This window comes from Cecembia sp., assembly GCF_007126775.1.
Taxonomy (GTDB): Bacteria; Bacteroidota; Bacteroidia; order Cytophagales; family Cyclobacteriaceae; genus Cecembia.
On record NZ_SLAP01000057.1, the window covers coordinates 1 to 25,386 of the forward strand.

Below are 25,386 nucleotides of genomic sequence, written 5' to 3' on the forward strand. Positions count from 1 at the left end.
AACAGCTGCCTATTTGAAATCCACCAATTGTAGATAGGAGAACCCGTCATACTGAGATTTTAAAATTTGGTATTTACAGAGAATGGAATGACATCACTTAATACGTCATCCTGATCCGCCATAGGCGGAGAAGGATCTCCTCTATTTTGGGAGACCCTTCGCTTCACTCAGGGTGACGATTCCAGTAACCTGTCAATGGTAGCGGAGCTTGCGGAATCGAAGCATCTCCTAAACTACAAGAGATGCTTCTCCCGAATTACTAGAGATCAGAATGACGGCAATCAACATGTCATCTTCGTTTTTGTACGTTTTCCTAAATGTTACATTCTCAACATAACGGCTAAATATAGGTTCACTTTTACCTTCAAAAGTCCAACCCTTTTTCCTTGTCCTATTTCCAATCCTCATCAAGGGAAAATACCCAAATCCAAATAACTGGTCCTTATCCTTTCTAAGGCCAAGATAAATCCGGCAGTTCTAAGACTTTTGATAGCCTTCTCCTTCCTTTTTTGATTCATGTCATGATAAGCCGTCACCATGGTTTCTTCCAGCCCTGAAAGGACCAGGTCCCGCTCGGAAGCTCCTTTAATTAAAGCATCTTTCTCTTCATCGGTAAAGGCTTCGCCAGTAGCATTTTCAATGGTACCCATGAGCTTCCTGTACTTTTCCATATCATACCGCTTTTCCAACTTACCAAAGGAAACCCTAGATAGGTTCTTTAGCCATTCAAAATAAGAAACTGTCACACCACCTGCATTGAGGTACATGTCAGGAATGACCATGACCCCTTTTTCCAAAAGAATTCTTTCAGCCTCCTGGGTCACTGGGCCATTTGCCGCTTCTCCAATGATTTTAGCTTGAATTTTATCTGCATTTTCAGCAGTTACCTGATTCTCCAAAGCTGCTGGCACCAATATATCACATGGATAGGTCAATAAGTCACTGGGTTTGAGGATGAACAGCCCCTTGGGATACCCTTTGAATCCTTTGTTTTCTATCTGATAGTTTTTGATAGCTTCAATGTCTATCCCTTTTTCATCCCATATTCCTCCATTCCATTCAGCAATTCCGACAACTTTTGCTCCTGCTTCGGACAGGTACTTGGCAGAATAATAACCCACATTACCCAATCCCTGAATAATGACTTTCTTCCCCCTCAGGCCGGTAGTCAATCCCAATTCAGCCATATCTTCTTCTACACTGACTGCCTCTCGAATACCAAAAAACACACCCTGCCCAGTAGCCTCTGTCCTGCCAGCAATTCCATGTTGAGACAAGGGTTTACCTGTTACACATCCCTTGGCATTGATGAGTTCCGGATTGAAAGCCTCAAAAGTATCAACAATCCAGGCCATTTCCCTGGCACCCGTTCCATAATCAGGGGCCGGTACATCCAAAGCAGGACCTATGGATTTTTTCTTGATCAATTCAGCAGTATACCTTCTTGTAATCCTTTCCAACTGTGTGGCATTGTACTTCTTTGGGTCTATCCTAACACCACCTTTAGCTCCTCCGTAAGGAATATTGACCAAAGCACATTTATAAGTCATGAGCGCTGCAAGCCCTTTAACCTCGTCTTCATTTACATGGGTACTGTAACGAATCCCCCCTTTGACCGGCAATTTGTGATGCGAATGCTGTATACGGTAGCCCGTAATGACCTCATAGGTTCCATCATCGTTTCTTAAAGGAAAATTGAACTTCAAAATACTATTGCATTGCTTGATCTGATCCAATAATCCGGGATGAATATCCATCATTGAGGCCGCTTCATCCACAAATCCACAAACATCATCAAACAAACTGTAATTTTTTTTCTTGGTCATAAAAATGGTTTTTTGGTGTGAAAATTTAAAATACAAACGTTAGGGGAAACATCCAGGTTTTACGGAATGATTTTGTTCAGTTCCTTCCAAATATCATTAAGATAAGCAAAAGGAACCAGGGATTGGTCAGGGCTCTCTCCCATCCTCACCAATACCATGTCCATTGACGGGACAACACAGAGATACTGTCCATCCCTTCCTAAGCCACAGACCATATCATCAGGAGCATCAGGAGTCCATTTTCCAGGAAATTGAACCTGTAAGCCGGGCACCATGAAACTTGCTTGGCCATTTAACCACCATAAATACCCATAACTTTGATTCAAATTCTGGCTGGGCGAAATCATATTTTTTAAAAAAATTCCATCCTCTAAAACCGTATCCCCATCCCATAAGCCATTGGCCAATAGTAACAAACCAAAACGGGCCATAGATCGGGCATCACTGAAATAAACATTATTGAAACCAAGGCTCTGCCATGAACCTCCCATTCCTATTTTTGAAGCGATTTTTTCTCTAAAATACTGCTCAAAGGGCCTTCCAGTTGCTTCTGTAATAACTTTTTCCAATAAAGTGTAAGGTGCGTTATGATATGCCCACCTGCTTCCTGGCTCTGCCTTAAATGTCAAATTACCGGGAGTATAATCATCCCGATCAGAAACTTCATCATCCAATCCGCTTGTCATGGTCAACTGATGCCAAAGGGTAATCTTCTGTTCCTGTATAGGATCCAGAGATGTCCAACCCTCACCAAGATAAGTGGAGCTGGGATCATCCAAAGTCAAGAGGCCCTCTTCTTGTGCCAATCCCACCAATACTGCGGCCAGTGTTTTTCCAGCTGATGCCCAATACCAGTTGGAAGATTGTTCAAAAGCCTGGTTGCCCAGCAGCCTACTTCCAAAATATTCCTCTACTACAATCCTCCCCTTGTGCAATATGATAAATGCCCTTGTTCCATTCTCTTCTAAATTCTGATTCAAATCATCCATTGTAGTAGTATCCCAACCCAAATCCAAAGCGGATGTGGATTCCCAAACGCCGTTACCCAATGGAGGAAAATAATAATCGCCATCAACGCTGTCAGGAACTTCATCGGGAGAACATGATATAAAACTGAAGCTGAAAACAAAGAGATATAAACACCTGATCATGAGCATATAATAATTTGAAGTGCACTTAAAAAGAATTGCTTAATCTAATCAAATTTGATGCCTGAATTAAAAACTATAATCTGATTAAAAAGTACCAATCCTTGTTGTTGGATAAATCCTCTTCTAAGTTGCAGGGAAAATACCAAAAGTTAGGCAATTGAACTGTCAGAGGTCTATAAAATGTCATAAAGTGAAATTACTGGGAAATAATCCTTCCATCCTCCATTTCTATGGTCCTATCTGTTCCATTGGCAAAATCCTGATCATGTGTAACAATAAGCATGGTCTGATGGAATTCTCTGGCCAATTCCTTAAATATATTGAATACAAGATCTGAATTTTTCTTATCCAAGTTACCTGTCGGCTCATCTCCCATGATGATCAGGGGTTCATTGATCAGTGACCTTGCGATGGAAACCCTTTGCTTTTGTCCACCAGACAGCTGATTGGCCTTCTTGAAGGCATGATCTTCCATATCGAAAATCTTAAGTTTCTCCATGGCTATATGTTCCAGCTCTTCCCTTGATTTTTTATTCAGCTTTAGTCCTGGAACCATCACGTTTTCCAAAACCGAAAACTCATTGATCAGGTAGTGGAATTGAAAAACAAATCCTATTTTTTCATTTCGAATCCGGGAAAGGTGATTGGATGACGCCCCTGTTACAAGAAGGTCGTCCAGGTACAATTGCCCCTCATAATCCGTATCCATGGTAGAAAGCACGTAAAGCAATGTTGATTTACCACATCCGGATTTCCCCATAACAGAGACGAACTCTCCTTTATTGACAACGAAAGAAACATCTTTCAGCACATGGGTCTTTTCCGGTGAGTAAAAGAATTTATTGATCTTCTTGGCTTCAATGATCTTTTTTTTCTGCATCCTATTTGCCTCTTATGATCTCAACTGGGTCCACTTTACTGGCCTTTCTTGAAGGAAAATACCCTGCCAGATATGTGGTCACCAAACTAAAAACACCCCCAATAATATAATACTTTGGATCAAAATTTACCGGATAAGTTTTGATCGTAGGCAGTGCCTCTGTTTCAAAAGGGATCCTCTCTATCCCTAGACTCGCTACAAATCCGAAAAATAACCCCATCAGCCCCCCTGCCAAACCTATGCTTATGGCGATTGTGGTGAATACAGTCTTCACATCTGTCCCTGAAAAACCTATTGCTTTCAAAATGGCAATGGTATCCATCTTTTCATAAATCATCATATTCAGGATATTGTAAATCCCAAAGCCAGATACTATCAACAAAGTAATGCCCACCACATAACTGATCAATGAACGGATCTGCGAACCGGTTTCAAATTGTGCATTTATTGTTTGAATATCATCTGCATCAATACCGAAAATACTGCTATACTCCCTTGCAACGGCCGGTGACAAAGCGTAATCATGCATTTTTACCTGGATATCAGTAATGTAAGAAGAAGTCTCCCCCAGCATCCGCTGCGCTGTTCCGATAGAAACATATGATTGTAAATTATCAAGTTCTCCCAGTCCTGATTGATAAAAACCTACTACTTTTAATTGTAGCCTATTGCCCTGCGCAGTGGTAGCCTGAACAAAATCACCAATTTCGGCCATCATTTTATCTGCAGCTCCCTTTCCTAAAATGATACTGTTTGCAGTATATTTTAAGTCCATAAATGAACCTTCCACCACATAATCACTAAAAGCAAAAAGCTTATCCTCTGCCTCTACCTCTACCCCATTCAATACGCCTGGAAGATCTACATTCCCTACATTGAAAAAAACCTGAATGGCTATTTTTGGTGCTACACCCAAAATACGCTCATCCCCATCAAGCGTGCGGATAATTTCTCCATTATTGTATATGCTCACCCTGCTGACCGATGGTTTTACAGACCTGATAATATTGAAAAAATCACGGAATTCATCCGAAATATTAATGGGCTGATCCTCATTCGGTTTGATATCATTATAAAAGCGAATATGCGGGGTGCGGTTTAAAATTAAGCCATCCAAAAGATCATTCAACCCATTCATAAAGCCCAATAAGGCAATGAACATGGTAATACTAAAGGTTACACCAATTGCCGCGACCATCGTCTGTCGAAAACGTGCCAGCATCAGCGCTTTGGCAATTTCAGCTATTAATGCAAACCTCATATCATGGTTTTCTGAGTTGGGTTGAAGCATCAACCCCACTAATGATTTCTACTTTTCTATATCCTTTCAAACCAAGTGCTACCGGTAAAGTGTCTCCTTGGGAACTGAGTACAGCATTTTCATTGATAAGGTAGGATCTTGGTAAGGTCAAAGCATTTTGCTTGGTTTGTATGACAATGTTCGCCTCAAAATTAAGATTCGGGTAAAGCACCTCAGGCTTTTTTACAAATTCCCCTTCTACAGTAAAGCTCTTGTTCCGTTCATCCAAAATGGGGTTGATTTTTGTAACAATCGCTTCGAAAACTTCCCCTCTATAACTGTCCAAACTTACCAGTATTTTTTGGCCCAGCTTTATCTTTACAATATCATATTCGTCCACCTGCATTTCTATCAGAAATTCATCCCTACTTCCCACTATTGCTAAGGGGGTCTGAGGATTGACCATTTCGCCTTTCTCCACCAAAAGTGCATAAACCTTACCCCTTACTTTACTGGTCAATAAAAGGTCACTTTCCTGGGCTTTGGTGATAGCCAGTTGCTTTGAAGCATTGCTTTCATTGAAGACAATTTCCCTTAGTGAATCTTCATATTTCAACAATAAAGATTGGTATTGGGTCTTTGCGTTTTCGAAAGCCAATTCCCTTTGCTCCAAGTCTAATGCACTCCCGATCCCTTGTCCCCATAACCGCTTTTGGCGCGCTAGCAGCAATGAGTCATTCTTTAACCTATTGCTGGCCAATTCAATGTTGACCTCCAGCTCTTTTAACCTGGACTTGTTTTCTTTTTGGTCGGCATAGGCCCTGGCAAGAGCCGCCGATTCCCTGTTCAAACGGGTTGTCTCATTAAATATTTCCAAAATGACCGCTCCCATCTCTACCTCATCTCCCTCATCTACGTAGATTTCCTTTAAAATTCCGGTAGTATTGGCATATGCCCTGTATTGATCCTTTGACTTGATAACACCGGAAGCAAAAACGGATTCTGAAATATCTTCCACTGTGGGGAAAACCGTCTCATGTTTTTGGGTACAGGAGAAGGGAAAAATAAATACAAGAGACAGTACAGTAAAAATTGATGGTTTCATAGCCAATGGATTAACGAAACGAATTTAATTTTTACTTCTGTAAATTTGAACCTTTTCCTAGTTTTTAACATAAATAGTTGAACCTGATCTCCCTGAAGGAGTAAAAACTTTTAAGCAAATCTTCCCTTCCACAGGAAATTCGGCAGAGTACAAAGGAGAGTTTATATCAGGGTCCGTTCCGTCTCTGGTATACCTTATCTGTAAACCAGGGGTCTCCACATTGGCATGCAAAAGGCCATCATGGACAATGGCTCCCGCCTTGGGGATCCGTGTATGGAATCCGCCAAAAATATGATCCAATCTTGGCAATTCCCTTTGCCCTACGGCATTGGCAAATTTATTCCAATCTTCTTCCCTTGCTGCCAAACGCCTCTCTGCATCATTAATCCTTGTCCAGTCAGGATCAGCTGCCCAAGCCCGTTCTACCAAACCAAGCATTTTAGGAAGTAAATAATATTCCATCATATCCTGTCCTTTAACGGTCTCGGTCCAAAGTTGACCCTGAATCCCTTTTATATTCAACTTACCCCTCTCCGTTAATTTCACCTTTCCATTTGCCAATTCGCTTGGATCAATGGGACGGCCATACATGTCCGTGTCATTGGAAATGAAATTATTCATAGGCACCATTCTCCAGGAAGCTTTTAGATCTACATAACCTGACCATTCATGCCCTGGCTCATTGGGGTCCAAATTATAAGCCAGATCAAAATAAATATTGGAAGAATTGCAAATAATCACTTCATAACCGGCGTTTGCCAGTTGATAAGCCATATCCTCCCCTCCCCATCCTGCTACCGCATTCCATGCATAAACCCTAAAACCAGCCTCTGCAAATTCAGGATTAGGTCTTACAACCTCCTTGCCTGCTTCTTGAAGTTCCATTTGTCCAATTTCTTCCCAGCCTGCAGTTTGAATTCCTTTTTCTTTAAATAGCTTATTGATCCGGGTATAGAAATAATTGGACAGGTCGTGTACATCTTGTATCCCATCGGTGGATGCAATGAATTGGCTACAAACGGGAGACTGTGTCCAAACACCTTTTGGTACCTCATCGCCCCCTGTATGAAATGTTTGTAAGGGAACCCCAGCGGAGCGGTACATTTCCTGGATTTCATCCACCACTTTCTCATAAAAACTGAATGCCGATTCCTGACAGATACAGATCGTATTTTCCCTAAAATTCTGTGCAGAAAGATAGGTAGAGGTATCCTCAAAATCCTCTAAAAGGTATTCCAAGGCCCCCTCTTGATCACCATCATTCATTTTTTGATGGTATCTTTTGCGCATGGCTATGATGGCAGCCCTGGAATGGGCAGGCACACCGATTTCAGGAATTACCTCAATATGTCTATCCTGTGCATATTTTAGGATTTCTTTAAAATCGGAAACGGTATAAAATCCTGTCCCATTGGGGGAGTTTTCCCAATCAGGTCCAGATCCGTAATAGGGCCATAAGAAATCCTCTTCATCCTTAGAATGTCCCCTTTTACTTCCAACTTCCGTCAATTCAGGTAAGCCAGGAATTTCAATCCGCCAACCTTCATCATTGGCCAAGTTGATATGGAAAACATTCAGCTTGTAGAAGGCCATCAGATCCAAAAGCTTAAGTACAGCATCTTTGCTTTGAAAATTCCTGGCTACATCTAAAAACAAACCCCTGTGCGCAAAACGCGGCCCGTCAAGGATTTCTATCCTAGAGAGTTTAATTTCCGTTTGCTGTCCACCAAAAAAATCCCAAGGTAAAAGCCCCAATAAAGACTGAAGCGCATAAAAAGCACCAGCTTCACCGGAAGCAGCGATACTTACCTTTTCCTCGATGGACAAGGAGTAGGCTTCCTTCTCCATGGTATCTACAGGTCTCTCTAACCTGATCTGTGCCTCTTCCTCCGATCCTGAACGAATCGTACCGGTAAAATGAGGTTGGATAATCTGAATAAATTTGTCCACTTCCTGCTGAAATGGACCGGCATGAATCACTATATCTCCCTTTAAAAGCAATTCGCCTTCTCCCCACTTATAGGATTTTGGACTGGGTATAACTGGACTCAGTGCCTCCTGCTTCAATAAAGACATCCCTTTATTTTGGGCAAAAAGAAAATCGGGTGTTGGAATAGGAATGGGGGTATCCTTAACCGCTGCCAATTGATGCTTCAATAATATGGGTTTTATCTCATGATTTTGAATCACACAACCATTTTCCTCTCCCTCAAACACAAGATATAGCCCATGAGGCGCATGGCTGTTTTTGGTCAAAAAATTATTGGATGCATATATGATCTCATGGCTTTCTCCTGGTTGAAGCACCGGAAAACCCTCTAAAGGTACCAATTGAAAGAAATCTCCAGAAAGGTGTCTGATGGCCACATCTCCTTTCAATACCTCTGGATCGACTGAAAGAAAGATGGTATTAAAAAACAATTCCCAGCTAGGCCTTATTGCCACATCTCCATTATTGTGCATTATCCACTTGGCAACATGGCGCTGGGAAGGTTGCACTTCATTCTCAACCAATTCCCAAGTCATATGGACTTCTTGAGCAAGTTCTTCTCCATTTTTGGAGGAACAACCATTGAGAAAAAGAAGAAATAAAATGCCCAGGACTAGCCAATAGCTTCTCATAGTATTTTTTTACAAGCTAAAATGCACAAAATCCTTTAGAAACCAAAGATTCTTCCCTCATTCATTAAGTGCTTTCTACATAATTTTATTAGCTTTATTCTTTGTGATATTCTATATTTTCGCAAAAGTCTCATTATTACCCAAAAATATTTATCAAATTATGAACCAAGTACAGACCTTAGGTGTCCCAATCAAAGAACGGTACCTTGCCTTGGATGTCCTTAGAGGATTGACCATAGCCCTGATGGTTGTAGTCAACACCCCTGGGAGCTGGTCCCATATGTATGCCCCCTTTATGCATGCAGATTGGCATGGTTTTACCATCACGGACCTGATATTCCCTACCTTTCTTTTTGTGGTAGGAAATGCCATGAGCTTCTCCATGAAGAAAATGGGGGCCATGGACCAGTCTCTTTTCTTGAAAAAAGTATTCAAAAGAACTTTAATGATTTTCCTTATCGGCTGGTTGCTCAATGCATTTCCATTTGTGAATTACTCAGCGGAAACAGGTTATTCCATGATCAATTGGTCAGAGGTCAGGCTTCTGGGTGTATTGCAGCGCATCGCACTCTGTTACATGTTGGCAGCGTTGATCCTATATTATCTTGGGAAAAAAGGGGCTTTGGTATACAGTGCGCTGGCATTACTGGGATATTGGGCAGTGATGTATTTCTTTGGTGATGCGGGAGACCCCTATTCATTGACTGGCAATGCTGCATTAAAACTGGACTTATGGCTCATTGGTGCCAATAACCTGTATATGGGAGAGGGTATCCCTTTCGATCCGGAAGGAGTTCTAAGCACCTTTCCCTCTGTGGTAAATGTGATTGCCGGTTTCTTGGTGGGAAAATTCATTCAGGATTTGGGAAATAATACGAATACCGTCAAAAAGTTAATTCTCTGGGGAATTGGGCTTTTGGTAATCTGTCTGCTCTGGGATTTGGTATTCCCTATCAATAAAAAAATATGGACCAGCCCTTATGTTCTCCTGACCATCAGCCTGGATCTCTTCCTCATTGCATTCTTAATGCTGGTTATCGAAGTGTGGAAAAAGAGAGACTGGACTTATCCTTTCGAAGTTTTTGGAAGAAATCCATCGATCCTTTATGTACTGTCAGGAGTACTGATATCTTTATTTTATGCGGTTAGGATCGGGGATCAAAGCTTTAAAGGTATGATTTATGAAAACCTGTTTACCTCTTGGCTGGGACCAAAAGATGCTTCCCTCCTATTTTCCATCGTCTATATGCTGCTCATTTGGCTGATCGGGCTTTGGATGGATAAGAAGAAAATCTACATCAAAGTATGATTGGATAGCACTTACCGGTCAAAGAATGCCCTTCTTCTGGAAACTTTCAAGTCCTGAAGGATGGAAGATTTGACACGGATGTCCACATTATAAGAGGTAAATCGTCCAAATGGAATCCAGTTGACATTCATCTGCCAACAATGTAAATCCCTAGCGATACCGATCATAGTCTGCGTGATCTGGGCTGTCATCAAATCATAACCGCCATTGAAGTTAATTTTCCACTTATCGGATATCTTCACATCTCCATTGATATTCAGCGCAGAAGTAATGTTGGTTTGTCCTGATTGGGACCTGTTGTAGGCAACGTTAAAACCAAAACCTAAATTCCAGGGAAGACTCCAGTCAATGTATTGGGAGGGGTCATTGACAATGCGGTTGATTTCTTCTTCCACAAACTCGTTCATGACACCCCCTTGCTGAAGGAAGTCATTGGTAATGTCCTCCCTTACTTCGCCTGGATTCCTGGTATTCTGGCTGGGATTGATTGTTCCGTTGATATTCATCTGCAGAGATCGCAATGTACCTATCCCCTGCCCAGCTTGCCACGCAAATTGGTTAACCCTGCGTTCTACCGTTTGTCCCTGTGTATTGGTAAATTCCCTCCGCGCATAGGGGTCTATATTTCCCGAAAGGTTCACTGATAGCTGATCATTTAAGAATGATGTCCTGGTATTGAAATTAATCGGAGACATGTTGAAGGAATCCGCTGCAAAATTGTAATTGGTGGCGATATTCAAGGATTGAAGCAAGGGGATTTTTTTGGTTTCAACTTCCTCTCCCTCTTTATCTGTTTTAATTTTGGCCTCTACCACATTTCTCAGACTAAAACTCATGGCCCTGGCTTCTCCGAGTGGGGCACCTCCAAAAATAAAACCTTGGTGCCGCGAAAAGAGCTGCCGCCTCCCTTCTTCATCCACCTGCACCGATTGGTAATAACCAAAGGCCGGATTGGAAAAATCAGGCGTAAAATTAAAACCTATGGAAGGCTGCATATGGTGCCTGATGGTTTCAATTTTCTTGCTTCTTTTGAAATTATAAAAGCCGTATACGTTGGTATTCAGATTAAAGGAACTGTTGAAGAAACTGACCCTGTTAAACCCATTCTCTAAAATCCTATCCACGCGGTCTTCTACGGGATTATAGAAGAAATTAATCCTTTCCAAATACCATAGTTCTGTCAAGTTCATGGAAGCTGTACCGGTAAAATACTTGAAGAGGGTAAAGTTGGAACTGATGGGAATGGTATTCCTTGCTCCATTGTTTGCATCTGCAAGAAGTTGTGGTAAATTGGCCAGGTTAAAAGGCAAGATATTTGGCTGGGTAAAATCTGTCTCCCCTATGTTTTGTTGCAAGGCCTGATTGGGTACACCAAAAGCTGGAGTGATCCGGTTGGTGATGGAGTTTTGTAAGTTAAAGTTCCATGCAATGTTCAAAGTTTTTAAGGGCTCAAAACGGACGTTCTGAAAAGGGTTTTGCCGGTTCATATTGACGGCTACATCGGGTAATATCAGGTTCACCTCATCTGTTTGTACATTTTGGGAATGCCTCAGGTTAGCAGACATGCTGAAGGGAGTCCCTTGAAAAGTTTTACTGTAAGCAATATTAGAAGAGAATTCTGAATTTACATTGGTAAGAAAATTCGTAGGGTTAATGACCACATTGTTATAATTGGTCGTACCGGCATTCACTGAAGCAGAGAACCTGGAATTGCCCCTTGACTCGGGTTGATGGGACCACCTTACCCAAATGGTATTGTAGTCCAAAGGATTCAATTCTGTTTCAGGACTTTGGAACCTTTGGTAATCTAAATCAAAAGAACCATTATACCTGTAGCGCTTTTTGTAAATGGTCGCTGCTTTGGCACCATAACCTCCTAAAGAATAGATATCTCCTGTGACGCGGGTATGCACATAATCGTTGAAGGCAAAATAATACCCGAAATTTCTAAGAAAAAAACCCCTCACCCTTTCCTGTCCATAGGATGGGAAAACGATACCGGAAGCTTTTTCATCCGGGGTGTCAGGAATGATCCCGAAAGGCAAACCTGCAGGAGTTGGAATGTTGTTGAAATAGAGGTTGAATGGTCCTGTCACTACCTGCTTGCCCCTGATGGATTTGATTTTTCCGGCACTGATATGCCAATGCGGTGTTTCAAGGTTACAGGTGGTGTAATATCCATGGTCCAGGTAAATGCTCCCATCCCTGTCTTTTTTGATGGTCGTTCCTCTTAGCAAGCCATCCTGCTGTTCGGTCACCACATCCTTGATGATGGCTTTTTGCGATTTGAAATTATACCGCATTTCCTTTCGTATTTCATAGGTGGCATTGCCTTCTTTAAAAATAGGATTGCCCTGAATATTGCCCAGACTGTCCGTGATGCCAGAGGCAAAAAGTTCACTTTTGTCCCAATCAATAATGATAAGATCAGCATCTAAACGGATATTACCATATTCAAACCAGGCATCATTATAAAGGTAAACCCTATTCTCTGTAAAATCCGTAATGATACTGTCTTCAGCATAATAGTTGATTGTGGTTTGAATATCACTTTGAGGCACTACTTTTGTAGTGTCTGTACGGGGAACTGTATCTTGGATAAAAAGTAAGGAGTCCAGATCCGGAAAAACCAAGGAAGCAGGATTCAAGATACTGTCCGGTGCTGTAATTCTTATTTCAGGGTCTATTTCAGTACCCCTCTGCTGGGAGAATACCTGCTGGGGTAAAACCCAGAGCGTCAAAAGAAGGAAGAACAATCCTGACCAAGTATTATGCACTTACTATTTCTATTTGATTAAAAATTTATAAATTTCACGCGGGCAAATTTAACAGTATTCAGACGCATGGGAAGTTTTAACGGTAAAAATATTCTTGTAATTTCATTATTGACCATTTTTTTCTTTTTAAGTGGGTTTTCCACTACCGGATCCAAGGCTCCGGAATTCAAATTGAGACGAATCGTTATCGATGCCGGACATGGTGGTAAAGACCCCGGTGCATTGGGTACATATTCCAAAGAAAAAGATATTGCCCTGGCTGTAGCCCTCCAGGTCGGTAAATATGTACAAGAATACCTTCCTGATGTTGAAGTCATCTATACGAGAAAATCCGATGTTTTTTTGGAATTGAAAGAGAGGTCTAACATTGCTAATAGAAATAGGGCCGACCTTTTTATTTCCATTCATTGTAATGCCGTCAGTAATAAGGGCGTTTATGGCACAGAGACTTTTGTTATGGGTACCAAAAACTTTGAGGCCAATTTTGAGATCGTTAAACGGGAAAATGCCGTTATTACCCTAGAGGATAATTATGAGGAAAACTATGAAGGTTTTGACCCATCTTCTCCAGAATCCTATATGATGTTTAACCTTACCCACAAGGCTTTTTTATCCAACAGTATTTCCCTGGCTTCTAAAATTGAAGATGATTTCAAAACAAGGGTCAATCGCTCCAGCCGTGGGGTGAAACAGGCCCCATTTTATGTCTTGTGGACCACCAGCATGCCTTCAGTACTTATCGAGTTGGGTTTCCTTACAAACATCAATGAGGAAAGGTTTTTAAATTCCAAAGACGGACAGGTTTATCTGGCTTCAGCCATTTATCGGTCTATCAAGGCTTATAAAGAGGAGTTGGAGGATTTGTAGAAGCTGCTTTGTACCATGTACAAAGTACGAGGCAATTGCGAGATACTAGAGATTAGACACTAGACGCAAGATAGGGCTGGCCATTCATCGTTAAAGTAGTTCAAAGTTCAATGGTTCGAGGTTCAGTGTACCTTACAAGATTCGTAAAACACTGAACTATGAACTTTTGACACTTAACATTTTCCACTCCTCATTCTATATGCCAAAGCCCCGTACCTAATTTTCTTACCCCTGCTGCTCTGATCACAGAAAAAGGCTGGACCCCCACTACAACATCAAAATCAAGGTAATTCCTGCCTGCAGCAGGCAGGTGTGAAATCTGTGTAATTAGTGGTCCAAAAATCCTGCTCTTCAAAAGAAAAAACTCCCAAACCTTCTAAGCTCCAACCATATAACCTGACAACAAAGTTATCATCCGTTCATTGTTAAAGAAGTTCAATAGTTCAAGGTTCAGTGTGCCTTACACAATTCGTAAAACAACTTGTCCGCCGTGGCGGACTGAACTCTGAACTTTTAACACTTAACATTTCTATTCCTCACTCCCCATAGCCTCTTATAATCCGCTGTATATACTTCCCTATAATATCAAACTCAAGGTTCACCTCATCACCAACTTTCAGTTCATGAAAATTAGTGTGCTCATAGGTATAGGGAATAATTGCCACAGTAAAACGGCCATTTTTGGAATTGAAACAGGTCAGGGAAGTACCATTAATGGTAATGGATCCCTTTTCTACAGTCACATTGCCACTTGCAGCATCAAAGGAAAAATCAAATAGCCAGGAACCGCCCTCCTCTTTTATCCGGTCTACCTTCCCAATCTGATCCACATGACCTTGCACGATATGTCCGTCAAATCTTCCATTGGCAGGCATACAGCGCTCCAGATTTACCTTTTTGTCCAGTGCCCAGGATTTCAAATTGGTCTTTTTCAAAGTCTCATCGATAGCCGTCACCCGGTAAATCTCCCCTTCTACAGCCACCACTGTGAGACATACCCCATTATGGGAAACAGATTGGTCAATTTTCAATTCCTGGGTAATTGCTGAACTGATGTCAAAGTGCACATTGGTACCTTCCTTTTCAATATTGACAATGGTCCCCAAAGTTTCTATGATTCCTGTAAACATATTGAGATTTATTTGCGATAATTCAGTCGGTTAACATCCGGACATTAATTTGGTTCAAATTTAAGCCAATTAATCCCTTAACTTAGCATCCATAAAAAAATCTTCATGGGCATGTTGAAACTCGAGGACAGCTACCGCCACAAAGGTCAAAGACGGGAACTAGTCAAATTATTAAAATCAAAAGGTATCCAAAACGAATCCGTTTTGGAGGCAATCAATACCTTACCCAGACACTTTTTTTTCGATACTGCACTTGATTCCCACGCTTATGAAGACAAGGCTTTTCCCATTGGTGAAGGACAAACCATTTCCCAACCCTATACGGTAGCTTTTCAGACGGAATTGCTACAGATTCAACCCGGAGACAAAGTATTGGAAATCGGAACAGGTTCGGGATACCAAGGGACTATCCTCCACCTACTCGGGGCAGAAGTGCATACCATTGAGTACCAGAAAAAACTGTACGAAAAGACAAAAAAATTCTTGGGAAAATTGGGGATTCCCCTGAATTTTTATTTCGGAGACGGCTCACAAGGCCTTCCAGGAAAAGCCCCTTTTGATAAAATCCTTGTTACCGCAGGTGCCCCCATCGTGCCAAAATCCCTTTTAAAACAGTTGAAGATAGGTGGCATATTGGTGATTCCTGTAGGGGATAAAAATACCCAAAAAATGCTTCGGTTGATCAAAAAAACCGCTACCAAAATAGAGCAGGAAGCATTTGACAATTTTGCATTCGTTCCCTTACTCGGTGCAGAAGGATGGAGGTGACAAAATTTTATACTGAACTATGCGCCTGTGTTTTTTATTCTTAGATTAAAATTCTGTATTTTTGTCCAAAATTAGTGTTTATGACTAAAAGAAAAACAGCAAGACAGTCAGAGGTCGTCATGACCGAAATGGTTTTGCCCAATGATACCAATACGCTCCACAATTTAATGGGGGGCAAACTTATGCATTGGATGGATGTGGTAGCGGCAATCGCAGCCCAAAAGCATTCCAATAGAATAGTAGTTACTGCTTCTGCTGACAGTATTTCATTTAAGCATCCTATTGCTCTGGGCAATGTGGTTACCCTTAAGGCACAGGTAACCCGGGCCTTCAATTCCTCCATGGAGGTCTTTATCGAAGTATGGGCTGAGGATATTCCAGGCAATAAAAAAACACAGACCCACCGCGCTTTTTTCACTTTTGTAGCGGTGGATCAAAACGGCCGGCCAATTGAAGTGCCGGAGCTGGTTCCGGAAACAGCGGAAGAAACAGAACTTTATGAAGGTGCCTTAAGAAGAAGGCAGCTGCGTCTGGTGCTCGCAAAAAGAATGGATCCAAAAGATGCGGTTGAACTGAAATCTATATTTAACCTGGAAGAAGGCAAAACCAAAAATTAAGCATTAGCCATGCACTTGAAAACAGAAGACCTCATACGCCTTGAAATTGATTTTGACTCCGGGTTGATTCCTCCTCCTTACAGCCATACCTTCAAACTGAAAATAGGTTTTGGAAAAAACTTTCTGGATACTACGCTGGACTTGATGTATACGGATAGGGAGGAACTAACAGCAGAAGAAATTTTTGATGAGGGTTTTACGGAAGATGATGATTTCCATTTTCATGGCGAGGTACCCAAGGTTTGGGAAGAGCCCTTGAAAAGTCTCTACTCCAAATCCAAGTGGTCCAATAACAAGGTGACAGAAGATGGTGGAATTCGGGTTTTGGCCAAAGACAGGCATGGTAAAATCAGTCGGACGGTTCCTCTCAATCAGCAGGAATGGCAACTTTTTACCCAAGATTATATTCAGGCCATATATGAAAGCAGTAAAAAGGAAAGGCCTCTGCAAATCCAATACCTTATCCGGGAAAAAGACAGGGAGACTCATATCCAATTGACGATGAAATTTCTCCTTAGAAAAGTAGAAGTCAATACCAATGGAAAAATCCAGGAAGCTGACTGGGAGGCAACAAAGGAATTGCTCTCTTTTGTCTTTCTACCGGATTACGATTACGAAAAAGCCAAGGAACAAAAGCCCAAAAACCAAGGTCAGTTTATAGAATGCGGGGACGGTTATTGGCATGAAATGGGAAAAGGAGTCATCAATATTGACGACTCCTTTGATGCAGTGGCCAAAATCAAGGCCGGTTTCCAGAAAATAAGCTGATCAAGGGGTTGCTTTGTCATAAAACTCCCTTACAAAAGCCAATAATTGGTTTTCAGTGAGCTTATCCGAGGTTTCCACAGAGAGCCACTTCCCATTGAAAGCCTTATTTTCCCTTAACCTGTTCCTCATTTTTTCTTTCATAGTACCAGGACCAAACAAAAGAATGTCATCAAATGGCTGCAATTTATGCTCCATGAGGCGGAAATACTCCTGTATTTCGTTCTGGGCTGTATTGTGTTTTTTGTATTCATTGTTGGAAGCATGCTCTGGATTTTGTGAAAAACGGGTCATGTCTTTCACTTCTCCATCCACTCTTTTGATACTTTCATAGGGAGAATCGATGGTTTCAATCAATTGCACACTTCCCTTATCGTAGCCAATAAGGTGGGCCTTTCCATGATCAATCCAGACACCCACTTGCTTAAATGTGGTTTTGCTCATAGTCATTAGGGTTTATTTTTTAACTTTTCATCTTTTGCTGCAAATAAGCCATCAAAGACTTTAAGGTAGCAGTTTTCCCGTAATCTTCCTCGGGAATATCCACGTTTAATTTTTCACTGATGGCCACTATAAACTGAAGTGCATCAAATGAATCAATATTGAGTGCTTCCCGGATATTTTCATCCGGCATCAGCGTACTGGGATCATGCTCTGGAGCAATCCGCTTCAGCAGCTGAAATATGGTGTTTTTGATGCTTTCTTCATTCATAGATTTTCTGGGTTTTGTAAATATTTATTCAATGATGCCAAAAACTTTGATCCAATCAAACCATCTGTAGCCCGATGGTCTGCAGCCAAGGTAACATCAACCACTGGTTTGATGCCTATCATACCCTCTGCTACTATAGCTTCATCTCTGATTTCACCAAAACCTACAATACCTACCTGAGGGGGATAAATTACCCCATAAACCTTGTCAGCTCCTCCTTCTCCAATGCTGGTAATGGTAAAGGTAGATTTGCTTAGCTCAGAACTACGTAATTTGAATGCCCTGGCCCTGGGAATGAGGTCATTCAGTCTTTCCATGATACCATCAACCGATAAGGTGTCGGCATTCAAAATAGCAGGTAACATGATGCCACCTGTGCGCAGGGAAACTACAAAACCTATATTGATTTCGTTTTTCCTTTCCAGACCATCTTCCCAAACTGCATTGAGATCAGGAACATCGTCCAAGGCTTTGGCTACTGCCTTTATCATTAATGCTACTGGCAATAAACGTTGCTGTACACTCCTTTCTTTATTGGCTTCCTTCAGCCATAGCATGGCCTTAGAGAAGTCAATGCGCTTTTCTAAATAGTAATGCGGGATATCCTGATTGGATCGGCTCATTGCTGCAGCTACAGCTTTCCTTATGGCTTCTGACTCAGGTATGGCCAATTTGGATTCAGGTTCATACCTGGGTTCAGTAACTATTGGATCTGTTTTAGCCTTAGCCTTTTTCTCTTGACCCTCTCTCAAACACTTGTCTATATCGGCTTTTACAATGGCGCCATCAGGACCTGTTCCTGATATTTTAGATATATCCAATTGATGGGCTTCAGCTATTTTCTTGGCCAATGGGGATATCCTTACCCTTTCCCCTCCTGCTTTTTGGGGAGATGCAACCGGCACCTTAATCTTTCCTTCCTCCACCTTGGCAGGCTCCACCATTTTCTCCTGATCTGGAATGTTTTCTTGAGGTATTTCCTCGGTTATCTCATCACTTTCCCCGCGGATCAATGCCATAACAGTACCAACTGGAATTTTTTCTCCTTCGGCTACCAAATGCTTTTCCAATATTCCTTCCCCAAAAAACTCAATTTCTATCAGTCCTTTCTGGGTATCCACATCAGCAATGATATCCCCTCGCTTCAGCAAGTCTCCAGGCTGCTTTCTCCATTCTACTAATGTGCCGTCTTCCATATCTGCACCCAAACTTGGCATTTTAAATGAAATCATGGCTTCAAGATTTTTCTGACCTTTTCTACAATATCCTGTACTTGCGGTACTGATGCATCTTCCAAATGTTTGGGATACGGAATGGGTACCTCCACTCCACACAGACGCTCCACGGGTAAGTCCAGCTCAAAAAAAGCTTTTTCCATGATCCTTGCGCTAATCTCAGATGAAATACTGACTGACTTCCATGCATCTTCCACAACCAAAGCCTTATGGGTTTTGGCTATAGAAGTTAAGAATGTTTCTTCATCTAAAGGACGTAAGACCCTTAAATCGATCACTTCTATATCCATCCCATCCTTGGATAAAACTTCTGCTGCTTCCAAAGACTTGTATACCCCTGTACCATAAGTAATCAGGCTCAAATCAATACCTTCCCGCCTGACTTTTGCCTTACAAATGTCAACCGCTCCTGCATCTTCAATAATCTCAGCCTCCAAATTCAACATGGAAGTATATTCAAAAAGAATAACCGGGTCGGGACTTTCCAAAGCAGTCAACAACATACCCCTCGCATCTTCATGGGTTCCTACAGCCAAAACATTGATTCCCGGAACATGGGCATAAAAAGGCTCCCAAGAATGGGAATGCTGAGCGGCCAACTGCCTACCGATGCCACAACCCATACGAATGACTACAGGCACATTGAGCTGTCCTCCTGACATATGCAATAAGGTAGCCGCATTGTTGATTATCTGATCCATGGCCAAAAGACTGAAATTGACCGTCATGATTTCCACAATCGGTCGCATCCCAGCCAATGCAGCCCCTATGCCTGCACCTGTAAAACCCGATTCCGAAAGGGGTACATCCATAATTCGGCCCGGACCAAACTCTTTGAGCAAACCTTTGCTCACAGCAAAAGCGCCCCCATAATGGCCAACATCTTCTCCCATCAGGAATACCCGCTCATCTTTTTGAAGGGCTTCCCGAATCGCAGATTTCAAGGCCTCTCTGTAGGTGATAGTTTTCATTTTGCTCATGGTTCCTGGTTTTCACTGTACACAAATCGACACAAATCTTCAATAGGCTCCCATGTCCCATTTTCAGCAAAATCCACCGCTGCCGCCACTTCTTTCTCCACCGCTTCCTCCAAGGAAGCAATCTCCTTTTCCGTAATCAATTGCTCCTTCAGCAGGTACTTTTTAAACTGCGGAATCGGATCCTGCTTTTTCCATTCCTCCACTTCAGCTTTATCACGGTAAAGTTCGGCATCAAACATAGAATGGGCCCTGAATCGATAAGTGTAGCAAACCAGAAAATACGGTTTGCCCGTTTCCCGGATATAATCCACGGCTTTTTGAGCAGCTTTCATCACCTCCAAAAGGTCCATGCCATTGACAGTAGCGGTTTCAATACCGTAAGTGGGTCCTTTCTTTTCCAATTGCTGCTCTGAATGGGTGTATTCCAAGGCAGTGCCCATAGCATATAGGTTGTTTTCGCAAAGGAAAAGAACTGGCGCATCCCATAAAGCGGCCAGGTTCATAGATTCGTGGAACTCTCCTTCTGCAGCTGCTCCCTCACCAAAAAAGCAACAGGTAACATTCTTTTTACCTTGCTTCTTGGAAGCCAATGCCATGCCCACAGCCATAGGTAAATGCCCTCCAACGATGGCATTGCCTCCATAGAAGTGAATATTTTTATCAAAAAGATGCATGGAACCACCCCTTCCCATGGCACAACCTTCCACTTTTCCATACATTTCGGCCATGATCGCTCCCGGATCCATTCCTCTGGCCAAAGCATGACCATGTTCCCGATAAGTACTCAGGATATAATCCTCCTCTTTCAAAGCCTGCATGACACCAACAGCCACGGCTTCTTCTCCCACATAAAGGTGTAGGAAGCCACGGATCTTAGTCTCCGTATATACCTCTGCTGACTTTTCTTCAAACCTTCTGATCAGTTGCATCTGATGAAGCAAGCGCTTTCCTTCGGCTTTGCTGACCGGAAACTTAGATTTAGATTGGGTCTTTTTCATGTGCTTCAGTTTTTTTCTAATGTTGACAGGTCCCCTTCGGGTAAACCCAATTCTCTGGCCTTCAATAATCTCCTAAGGATTTTACCGCTTTTTGTTTTCGGCAGACTGTCAACAAATGCTATCTCTTTGGGAGCAACAGCAGGCCCCATTACCTTTCTGGCATAGCCTATAAGCTCTAATTCCAAATCTTCATTGCCTTCATGCCCTTCTTTGAGTACTACAAAAGCCTTGACCAACTCTCCAATGGAGGGTTCAGGCTTACCAATAACTGCTGCTTCAGCTACAGCAGGATGCTTCATAAGGTTGCTCTCCACCTCAAAAGGCCCCACCATATGTCCTGAAGTTTTGATGATATCGTCCGCCCTGCCTACAAACCAGTAATAGCCATCAGCATCCTTCTTGGCCAAGTCACCACTTAGGTACCAATCGCCCATAAAACATTTCTGATAGCGTTGTTCTTCCCCAAGATATGCCCTGAAAATGGATGGAAAATTCTTTTTCAGGACCAAATGTCCCTGTGCATCAGAACCATCCAATAATACCAATTGCTCCCCATCCACATCAGCAATACCTACCTCCACACCGGGAAGCGGTCTGCCCATGGAACCGGGTTTAATTTTCATAGAAGGGTAATTGGCAATCATGATACCTCCGGTTTCTGTTTGCCACCAATTGTCCAAAATCGGGACGCCAAAAGCTTCCTTTCCCCAAGCCACAGCCTCTGCATGAAGGGGTTCCCCCACACTCAGGACCAAGCGAAGCGCAGATAGATCAAATTTTTCCCTGGGGACCATCTTCATGCGCATCAACCTCCTGATAGCAGTAGGCGCAGTATACCAAATATTGACCTTTTCTTTTTCCAGAATGCTGTACCAGCGCATGGCATCAAACTCCTCTTCATCCACTATACTGGTCACTCCATTGACTAAAGGAGAAATGATGCCATAGGAGGTCCCTGTGACCCAACCTGGATCTGCTGTACACCAAAACACATCTCCTGGCTGAAAATCCAGTACATACTTTCCTGTAATATAATGGGTATAAACAGCCTTATGTACATGAATAGCCCCCTTGGGCATACCCGTAGTCCCACTGGTAAAGTGCAACAGTGCAGGATCTTCTTCACCGGTAGGAGGAATGGTGAAATCTTCAGAAGCTTTGTCCATCAGCTTTGAAAAAGACAGTGCACGGTCGTCCAGGTCCTCGGCTGCATCAGTCAAAAGGATGTATTTCAAAGCAGGAAGACGCCCCAAGAGATCCCTGACTTTTTTCAGATAAAACTGTACGTTGGTGACCAAAACGACCCCTTCTCCCTTACTCAATCGCTGGAAAATAGGCTCAGGCCCGAAAACAGAAAACAAGGGACAATACACTGCTCTGTACTTCAAGCTGCCCAAAGCAGTGATGTAGAGCTCCGGGACCCTTCCCAATAGGGAAAAAACCCTTTCTCCCTCCTCTATTCCTAATCTTCGCAGCACATTGGCGAATTGAGCAGTCCGTTTTTTTAGCGCTCCATAGGTCAAATCCTCATAACTTTGGTCTTTTCGGACCAATCTGATCGCCAGAACATCCTTTAAAGATCCAGAGCCATGACGGTCTACTGCTTCATAGCCTATATTCAATCCCTTACCTTCCGGAAGACCACTGAGCGCAGCGGTTTCTTTCTCCCAGTCAAAGGCCCCATAGGTAATGTCGTAATCTTTCAAATTGGCTTTTTTCATGGTTAATTTGGGTTCTTGAATTTATTCTCCGCTTTACTGATATTCTCTATCCCTTTCAAAAGGGCATCAGGACTGAAAGAGATACTGTCTATCCCTTCCTCAACCAGAAACTGTGCAAAATCAGGGTAATCACTTGGAGCCTGACCACAGAGCCCTACCTTACGTTTGGCATTTTTGGCCTTCCTGATCACTTGTGAAAGCAGTGTTTTGACCGCAGCGTTGTTTTCATCAAAAAGATCGGATACAATCTCAGAATCCCTATCAATCCCTAATGTCAATTGGGTCAGATCGTTAGAGCCAATAGAAAACCCGTCAAAAATTTCCGCGAACGCTTCCGCCAAAATCACATTTCCCGGAAGTTCTGCCATTACATAAACTTCCAAACCGTTTTTTCCCCTTTCCAAACCATAATTTTTCATAGTTTCCAACACTTTCCTACCCTCATCCACTGTCCTGCAGAAAGGGATCATCAACTTCACATTATCCAGCCCAAAATCATCCCGCACAATTCTCATGGCCTCACATTCCAGCCCAAAACCCTCTTTGTAAAGGGGATGGTAATACCTGGAAGCACCCCTAAAACCAAGCATTGGATTTTCTTCCTCTGGTTCAAATCCTTTCCCTCCTATAAGTTGGGCGTATTCATTGGTCTTAAAATCACTCATCCTGACAATCACATCCTTGGGATAAAAGGCTGCAGCTACCAGGGCAATGTGCTCGGAAAGTTTCTCTGTAAAGTATTGCTTCTTATCTGCATAGTGCTGGGTAATCGCTGCGATGGCCTTCTTGTCATTATTTTCTGGTAAGTCCTCATATTTTACCAAAGCCATGGGATGAATCCTGATGGTATTGCTGATGATAAATTCCATGCGCAACAAGCCAACACCCTCATTGGGATAAAATGAGAGACGAAAAGCTTTGAAAGGATCAGCTAGGATAAACATGGCTTGCGTCCGTGTTGGGGCCAAGGATTTAAAATCCAATTCTTCTACTTCCCAGTCGAGCTTTCCTTCATAGACAATCCCTTCATCTCCCTCTGCACAGGAAACAGTGATGGTTTGACCATCTAAAAGTTTATCCGTAGCATTCCCTGTACCTACAATAGCATGAATCCCCAATTCCCTGGCTACGATAGATGCATGACTGGTCCTACCTCCCTTATTGGTGACAATGCTCACTGCCTTTCTGAGCATGGCATTCCAATCTGGATTGGTAATATCGGCCACAATGATATCTCCTTGCCGAACTTTGCTGGCATCAGCGATGGATTTGACGATGCATACCCGCCCTGAGGCAATGGCACTGCCAACAGCCTTACCTTTCACCAATGCTTTGCCTTTATTTTTTAACTTATATTCCTGGATTTTGACGCCTTCCTTTTCACCATGTACCGTCTCAGGACGGGCCTGCACAATGAATAGCTCCCCCGTTAGCCCATCTTTTGCCCATTCAATGTCCATAGCCATCCCATAATGCTTTTCAATTTTGTAAGACCAGTCTGCCAAAAGTTCTACCTCCGCTGGATCCAAGGAAAAATTCTGCCGCTCCGGAATGCTTGTCACTACATTTTTGATGGGCTTTTCTCCTCCCGTATTGTAAATCATTTTATTTTCCTTGGCTCCCAATTTCTTAAAGATTACTGCCTGCTTCCCTTTTTCTATAGAAGGTTTGAAAGCGTAAAACTCATCCGGATTTACTGCTCCCTGCACGACATTCTCTCCCAAACCCCAGGCAGAGGTAATGTAGATGGTGTTTTCAAAGCCTGTCTCAGGATCTATGGTAAAAATCACCCCGGCACTGCTCAGGTCAGACCTGACCATCTTCTGCACCCCGGCAGATAGCGCCACCTGCATGTGGTCAAATCCATTGTCCACCCGGTATTTGATTGCCCGGTCATTGAAAAGTGATATATAGCAACGGTGAATTGCTGCCAGCAAGTCTGCTTCACCCTCTACATTCAAAAAACTATCATGCTGACCGGCAAAACTTGCTGTAGGCAGATCCTCTGCAGTGGCCGAACTTCTTACAGCCACAGCGATCATTTTTCCTTTGCCCAAAGTCCGGTAGGCAGCTAAAAACTCCTGTCTCATGGCATCACTGAATTTGCCTTTTGCCATCAAATCCCGGCACTGCTTCCCCACTTCACTGAGGTTGCCCAAATCCTCAGTCTGTAAGCGGTCAAGATTTTCCTGAAGTGCTTTCTCCAGTTGATTTTCCTTCAAAAACTCCCGGAACGTATCGGCCGTAGTGGCGAATCCATCCGGAATCTTAATCCCTAAAGCAGAAAGTTCAGAAATCATCTCCCCCAAAGATGCATTCTTCCCTCCTACCTTGGCTAGGTCTTTATTCTTGATCTGACTGTATGGAATTGTGTAATTTGACATGGTTATTTGAGTAGCTAGTGGAATCAGAATCAATTTAACCGATAGGAAGCGAAAAAATTATGATGAATGTCACTTAAGAACCTGATATTTAATCTTTTGAATAAAAATTCATGAATTTTGTATAAAGTACCAAGATCCCTTGAACCCTGAACTCCTCAACCTTGAACGTTGAACCCTGAACCCTGAACCTACTTTGTTCAAATGTTCACAGTTCATAGTTTTATGAATCTTGTAAAGTTCACTTATACCCCTGAACTTCTGAACCTCGAACCCTGAACCTTGAACCCTGAACCTTGAAC

At 42.5% G+C, this 25,386-nt stretch carries 22 protein-coding genes; 5 read left to right on the forward strand and 17 right to left on the reverse strand.

Annotated elements, in window-relative coordinates:
- Positions 1-407 precede the first annotated feature (407 nt).
- The 6 genes from QZT73_RS04045 to QZT73_RS04070 all read right to left on the reverse strand — a co-directional run bounded on the left by QZT73_RS04045 (position 408) and on the right by QZT73_RS04070 (position 8,824).
- Positions 408-1,826, reverse strand: coding sequence for a Glu/Leu/Phe/Val dehydrogenase (locus tag QZT73_RS04045; RefSeq protein WP_291786736.1), 1,419 nt, complete (start codon positions 1,824-1,826; stop codon positions 408-410).
- Positions 1,827-1,885: 59 nt separating this feature from the next.
- On the reverse strand, positions 1,886-2,977 hold the full coding sequence (locus tag QZT73_RS04050) for a serine hydrolase domain-containing protein (RefSeq protein WP_291786738.1): 1,092 nt from the start codon (positions 2,975-2,977) through the stop codon (positions 1,886-1,888).
- Positions 2,978-3,173: 196 nt separating this feature from the next.
- Positions 3,174-3,857: an ABC transporter ATP-binding protein gene (locus tag QZT73_RS04055; protein ID WP_291780829.1), complete on the reverse strand. Its 684-nt coding sequence runs from the start codon at positions 3,855-3,857 to the stop codon at positions 3,174-3,176.
- A gap of 1 nt (position 3,858) precedes the next feature.
- Positions 3,859-5,118, reverse strand: a complete 1,260-nt coding sequence (locus QZT73_RS04060; protein ID WP_291780827.1) for an FtsX-like permease family protein — start codon at positions 5,116-5,118, stop codon at positions 3,859-3,861.
- A 1-nt stretch (position 5,119) separates the two neighbouring features.
- Positions 5,120-6,202: an efflux RND transporter periplasmic adaptor subunit gene (locus QZT73_RS04065; RefSeq protein WP_291786741.1), complete on the reverse strand. Its 1,083-nt coding sequence runs from the start codon at positions 6,200-6,202 to the stop codon at positions 5,120-5,122.
- A gap of 57 nt (positions 6,203-6,259) precedes the next feature.
- The gene (locus QZT73_RS04070; protein ID WP_291786744.1) at positions 6,260-8,824 is read right to left on the reverse strand and encodes a family 20 glycosylhydrolase; all 2,565 of its coding nucleotides are present in this window, start codon (positions 8,822-8,824) and stop codon (positions 6,260-6,262) included.
- 160 nt (positions 8,825-8,984) lie between these two features.
- Between QZT73_RS04070 and QZT73_RS04075 the strand changes: the two genes are divergently transcribed.
- A complete protein-coding gene (locus QZT73_RS04075) occupies positions 8,985-10,133 on the forward strand; it encodes a heparan-alpha-glucosaminide N-acetyltransferase domain-containing protein (protein WP_291786746.1) in 1,149 nt (382 codons plus the stop codon).
- Between the two features lie 11 nt (positions 10,134-10,144).
- On the opposite strand, the gene QZT73_RS04080 is transcribed toward QZT73_RS04075, so the two are convergent.
- On the reverse strand, positions 10,145-12,910 hold the full coding sequence (locus QZT73_RS04080; RefSeq protein ID WP_291780816.1) for a putative LPS assembly protein LptD: 2,766 nt from the start codon (positions 12,908-12,910) through the stop codon (positions 10,145-10,147).
- Between the two features lie 66 nt (positions 12,911-12,976).
- On the opposite strand from QZT73_RS04080, the gene QZT73_RS04085 reads away from it, so the two are divergent.
- Positions 12,977-13,777, forward strand: a complete 801-nt coding sequence (locus tag QZT73_RS04085; protein ID WP_291780813.1) for an N-acetylmuramoyl-L-alanine amidase — start codon at positions 12,977-12,979, stop codon at positions 13,775-13,777.
- Positions 13,778-13,967: 190 nt separating this feature from the next.
- Here QZT73_RS04085 and QZT73_RS04090 read toward each other — a convergent pair whose 3' ends face one another.
- Both QZT73_RS04090 and QZT73_RS04095 read right to left on the reverse strand, forming a co-directional pair.
- A complete protein-coding gene (locus QZT73_RS04090; protein ID WP_291779043.1) occupies positions 13,968-14,132 on the reverse strand; it encodes a hypothetical protein in 165 nt (54 codons plus the stop codon).
- 181 nt (positions 14,133-14,313) lie between these two features.
- Complete coding sequence (locus tag QZT73_RS04095) at positions 14,314-14,907, reverse strand: riboflavin synthase (RefSeq protein ID WP_291779046.1); 594 nt, start codon at positions 14,905-14,907, stop codon at positions 14,314-14,316.
- 111 nt (positions 14,908-15,018) lie between these two features.
- On the opposite strand from QZT73_RS04095, the gene QZT73_RS04100 reads away from it, so the two are divergent.
- The 3 genes from QZT73_RS04100 to QZT73_RS04110 all read left to right on the forward strand — a co-directional run bounded on the left by QZT73_RS04100 (position 15,019) and on the right by QZT73_RS04110 (position 17,060).
- Positions 15,019-15,675 (forward strand): protein-L-isoaspartate(D-aspartate) O-methyltransferase, encoded by a 657-nt coding sequence (locus QZT73_RS04100; RefSeq protein ID WP_291779049.1) that lies wholly within the window; start codon positions 15,019-15,021, stop codon positions 15,673-15,675.
- Positions 15,676-15,755: 80 nt separating this feature from the next.
- Entirely contained in the window at positions 15,756-16,292 is a 537-nt protein-coding gene (locus tag QZT73_RS04105; protein ID WP_291779052.1) for an acyl-CoA thioesterase, read from the forward strand.
- Positions 16,293-16,301: 9 nt separating this feature from the next.
- Positions 16,302-17,060, forward strand: a complete 759-nt coding sequence (locus tag QZT73_RS04110) for a hypothetical protein (protein ID WP_291779054.1) — start codon at positions 16,302-16,304, stop codon at positions 17,058-17,060.
- Here QZT73_RS04110 and QZT73_RS04115 read toward each other — a convergent pair whose 3' ends face one another.
- From QZT73_RS04115 to QZT73_RS04150, 8 genes are all read right to left on the reverse strand, one after another.
- Complete coding sequence (locus QZT73_RS04115; RefSeq protein WP_291779056.1) at positions 17,061-17,501, reverse strand: hypothetical protein; 441 nt, start codon at positions 17,499-17,501, stop codon at positions 17,061-17,063.
- Positions 17,502-17,520: 19 nt separating this feature from the next.
- Positions 17,521-17,769, reverse strand: coding sequence for a phosphopantetheine-binding protein (locus QZT73_RS04120; protein ID WP_291779058.1), 249 nt, complete (start codon positions 17,767-17,769; stop codon positions 17,521-17,523).
- Positions 17,766-19,001 carry a dihydrolipoamide acetyltransferase family protein gene (locus QZT73_RS04125; RefSeq protein WP_291786748.1) on the reverse strand — a complete coding sequence of 412 codons (1,236 nt, stop codon included), beginning with the start codon at positions 18,999-19,001 and terminating at the stop codon, positions 17,766-17,768. The genes QZT73_RS04120 and QZT73_RS04125 overlap by 4 nt, the downstream gene beginning before the upstream one ends.
- Positions 18,998-19,984, reverse strand: coding sequence for an alpha-ketoacid dehydrogenase subunit beta (locus QZT73_RS04130; RefSeq protein WP_291779062.1), 987 nt, complete (start codon positions 19,982-19,984; stop codon positions 18,998-19,000). The genes QZT73_RS04125 and QZT73_RS04130 overlap by 4 nt, the downstream gene beginning before the upstream one ends.
- Complete coding sequence (pdhA, locus tag QZT73_RS04135; RefSeq protein ID WP_291786751.1) at positions 19,981-20,982, reverse strand: pyruvate dehydrogenase (acetyl-transferring) E1 component subunit alpha; 1,002 nt, start codon at positions 20,980-20,982, stop codon at positions 19,981-19,983. Before pdhA ends, QZT73_RS04130 begins: the two co-directional genes overlap by 4 nt.
- 5 nt (positions 20,983-20,987) lie before the next feature.
- Positions 20,988-22,703 carry an acetate--CoA ligase gene (gene acsA / locus QZT73_RS04140; RefSeq protein WP_291786753.1) on the reverse strand — a complete coding sequence of 572 codons (1,716 nt, stop codon included), beginning with the start codon at positions 22,701-22,703 and terminating at the stop codon, positions 20,988-20,990.
- Between the two features lie 2 nt (positions 22,704-22,705).
- Positions 22,706-25,087 (reverse strand): phosphoenolpyruvate synthase, encoded by a 2,382-nt coding sequence (ppsA, locus tag QZT73_RS04145; RefSeq protein WP_291779069.1) that lies wholly within the window; start codon positions 25,085-25,087, stop codon positions 22,706-22,708.
- Positions 25,088-25,195: 108 nt separating this feature from the next.
- Positions 25,196-25,386 (reverse strand): hypothetical protein (locus tag QZT73_RS04150; protein ID WP_291786755.1); only part of this gene is annotated, 191 nt, incomplete at its 5' end.

What these genes read in the sequence shown, in the direction of transcription:
- QZT73_RS04100 (WP_291779049.1), top strand. Translation starts at nt 15,019, where the DNA reads ATGTTGAAACTCGAGGACAGCTACCGCCACAAAGGTCAAAGACGGGAA.
- QZT73_RS04105 (WP_291779052.1), top strand. Translation starts at nt 15,756, where the DNA reads ATGACTAAAAGAAAAACAGCAAGACAGTCAGAGGTCGTCATGACCGAA.
- QZT73_RS04095 (WP_291779046.1), bottom strand. Translation starts at nt 14,907, where the DNA reads ATGTTTACAGGAATCATAGAAACTTTGGGGACCATTGTCAATATTGAA.
- QZT73_RS04085 (WP_291780813.1), top strand. Translation starts at nt 12,977, where the DNA reads ATGGGAAGTTTTAACGGTAAAAATATTCTTGTAATTTCATTATTGACC.
- pdhA (WP_291786751.1), bottom strand. Translation starts at nt 20,982, where the DNA reads ATGAAAAAGACCCAATCTAAATCTAAGTTTCCGGTCAGCAAAGCCGAA.
- QZT73_RS04075 (WP_291786746.1), top strand. Translation starts at nt 8,985, where the DNA reads ATGAACCAAGTACAGACCTTAGGTGTCCCAATCAAAGAACGGTACCTT.
- ppsA (WP_291779069.1), bottom strand. Translation starts at nt 25,087, where the DNA reads ATGTCAAATTACACAATTCCATACAGTCAGATCAAGAATAAAGACCTA.
- QZT73_RS04055 (WP_291780829.1), bottom strand. Translation starts at nt 3,857, where the DNA reads ATGCAGAAAAAAAAGATCATTGAAGCCAAGAAGATCAATAAATTCTTT.
- QZT73_RS04125 (WP_291786748.1), bottom strand. Translation starts at nt 19,001, where the DNA reads ATGATTTCATTTAAAATGCCAAGTTTGGGTGCAGATATGGAAGACGGC.
- QZT73_RS04130 (WP_291779062.1), bottom strand. Translation starts at nt 19,984, where the DNA reads ATGAGCAAAATGAAAACTATCACCTACAGAGAGGCCTTGAAATCTGCG.
- QZT73_RS04065 (WP_291786741.1), bottom strand. Translation starts at nt 6,202, where the DNA reads ATGAAACCATCAATTTTTACTGTACTGTCTCTTGTATTTATTTTTCCC.
- QZT73_RS04120 (WP_291779058.1), bottom strand. Translation starts at nt 17,769, where the DNA reads ATGAATGAAGAAAGCATCAAAAACACCATATTTCAGCTGCTGAAGCGG.
- QZT73_RS04050 (WP_291786738.1), bottom strand. Translation starts at nt 2,977, where the DNA reads ATGATCAGGTGTTTATATCTCTTTGTTTTCAGCTTCAGTTTTATATCA.
- QZT73_RS04045 (WP_291786736.1), bottom strand. Translation starts at nt 1,826, where the DNA reads ATGACCAAGAAAAAAAATTACAGTTTGTTTGATGATGTTTGTGGATTT.
- QZT73_RS04070 (WP_291786744.1), bottom strand. Translation starts at nt 8,824, where the DNA reads ATGAGAAGCTATTGGCTAGTCCTGGGCATTTTATTTCTTCTTTTTCTC.
- QZT73_RS04110 (WP_291779054.1), top strand. Translation starts at nt 16,302, where the DNA reads ATGCACTTGAAAACAGAAGACCTCATACGCCTTGAAATTGATTTTGAC.
- acsA (WP_291786753.1), bottom strand. Translation starts at nt 22,703, where the DNA reads ATGAAAAAAGCCAATTTGAAAGATTACGACATTACCTATGGGGCCTTT.
- QZT73_RS04115 (WP_291779056.1), bottom strand. Translation starts at nt 17,501, where the DNA reads ATGAGCAAAACCACATTTAAGCAAGTGGGTGTCTGGATTGATCATGGA.
- QZT73_RS04060 (WP_291780827.1), bottom strand. Translation starts at nt 5,118, where the DNA reads ATGAGGTTTGCATTAATAGCTGAAATTGCCAAAGCGCTGATGCTGGCA.